Source organism: Roseibium sp. RKSG952, from assembly GCF_009711355.1.
Genome location: NZ_SMMF01000502.1, coordinates 1 through 1413 on the forward strand (window position 1 = coordinate 1; position 1413 = coordinate 1413).

The 1413-nt window shown below is 60.9% G+C and carries 2 protein-coding genes; both read left to right on the forward strand.

The window, feature by feature from the left end; translation table 11 throughout:
- Nucleotides 1-97: 97 nt before the first annotated feature.
- Nucleotides 98-1006, forward strand: coding sequence for a peptidoglycan-binding protein (locus E1297_RS01815; RefSeq protein ID WP_155133143.1), 909 nt, complete (start codon nucleotides 98-100; stop codon nucleotides 1004-1006).
- Nucleotides 1003-1251, forward strand: coding sequence for a hypothetical protein (locus E1297_RS01820; protein ID WP_155133146.1), 249 nt, complete (start codon nucleotides 1003-1005; stop codon nucleotides 1249-1251). The genes E1297_RS01815 and E1297_RS01820 overlap by 4 nt, the downstream gene beginning before the upstream one ends.
- The last annotated feature ends 162 nt before the right edge of the window (nucleotides 1252-1413 follow it).

Sequence of the window (1413 nt, forward strand, 5' to 3'; positions counted from 1 at the left end):
GTTGAGGTCAAGCTAGACGGCTGACCCTCCCCAACACATCCAATCCGCAGGCCCCCTTGAGGGGCTTTTTTCATGGCCTAACGACGAGGCAAATCCAATGCAGACCAGCGAAAGAGGGCTCGCTTTCATCGCGGGCCATGAGGGCTTTGTGTCCAGAGCCTATAAGGACCCGGTGGGGGTGATCACCATCGGAACCGGTTTCACAAACCGGAGCGGTGTGTTTCGCCGGATCTGGGGCAAGCCGCTCAAGCTCGGGGACCGGATCACCCGGAAGGAAAATGACCGTATTCTGAAGGTGCTTTTGAACGAGGAATACGAGCCGCCCGTCTTGCACAATCTGCCCGAGAGCGGAGCGAAACAGCACGAGTTCGACGCCTGTGTGTCGGCGGTGTTCAATCTCGGGGCCCGGTTCATGAGCTGGAAAGCCATGAAGCTGTGGCGGGCCGGGGACAAGGACGGCGCGGCAGAGCATTGGGAGCGGAACTACAACACAGCCAGTGGCCGGACCCTGCGCGGGCTGGTCAGACGCCGACAGGAGGAGGCGCACCTGTTCCTGACCGGCCAGTACCCGGGACAGGCGGGCGAGGGCATCCCGCGCAAGGTTGAGACTTCGACACCGGCAAAATCCGATCCGGTGGTTGAGGAAGCGCAAATCATCTTGAGCGAGCGCGGGTTTGATCCCGGCGTGATTGATGGCTGGATGGGGCAGAAGACGAAAGCCGCCGTGCTGGCCTACCAGAAGGCACACCCGCATCTGGAAAATGACGGCATCCTTGGACCAGCGACCTTGGCGCAGCTTCGCCGGGATGCAAAGGCCGTGAAGGATACTGCGACCAAGGGGCTCGGCACAGTCGGCGGGGCTGGGGTCTCGGCGTTCCTTGCCGGGTTGCCGTGGGGGCTGATTGCCGGGGGTGTCGCTGTTGCCGTTCTGGCGTTCTTTGCGTGGCGCTACCGGGATGTGATCCAGCGGCGGGTGAACACGCTTCTGGGCCGGGAGGTGGTGTGATTTTCGGACTCTCCCATATCCAGCTTCTCGGCGCGGCTTTGATAGCCGCTTTTTTATTGGCTGGCGGGATGTACCTGAAAGGCCGCTCCGATGGCCGGGAGGCAGCCCGAACCGCGTCCCTGCAATCGACAATCGATCAGCTTACGGAAAGGAGCCGGACCGATGAAGAAATCTCTGAAATGGATGATCCTGCCATTTGCCGCGCTCTTGGTGGGCGGGTGCTGGCAGACGGTACATGTGACTGACGGGGCAGGGTACAAGCGGCTCACCCCCAACGGCGCTAGCCGAAGCTTCATCATTCAAAACGACAAGACATTTGCGCGGCAGGTGGCGGGCCATAACCGCCAGTGTAACAAAGATCCGGGGTGCCTATGACTGACGAACAAAAACAGCGTGAATGGCACTTG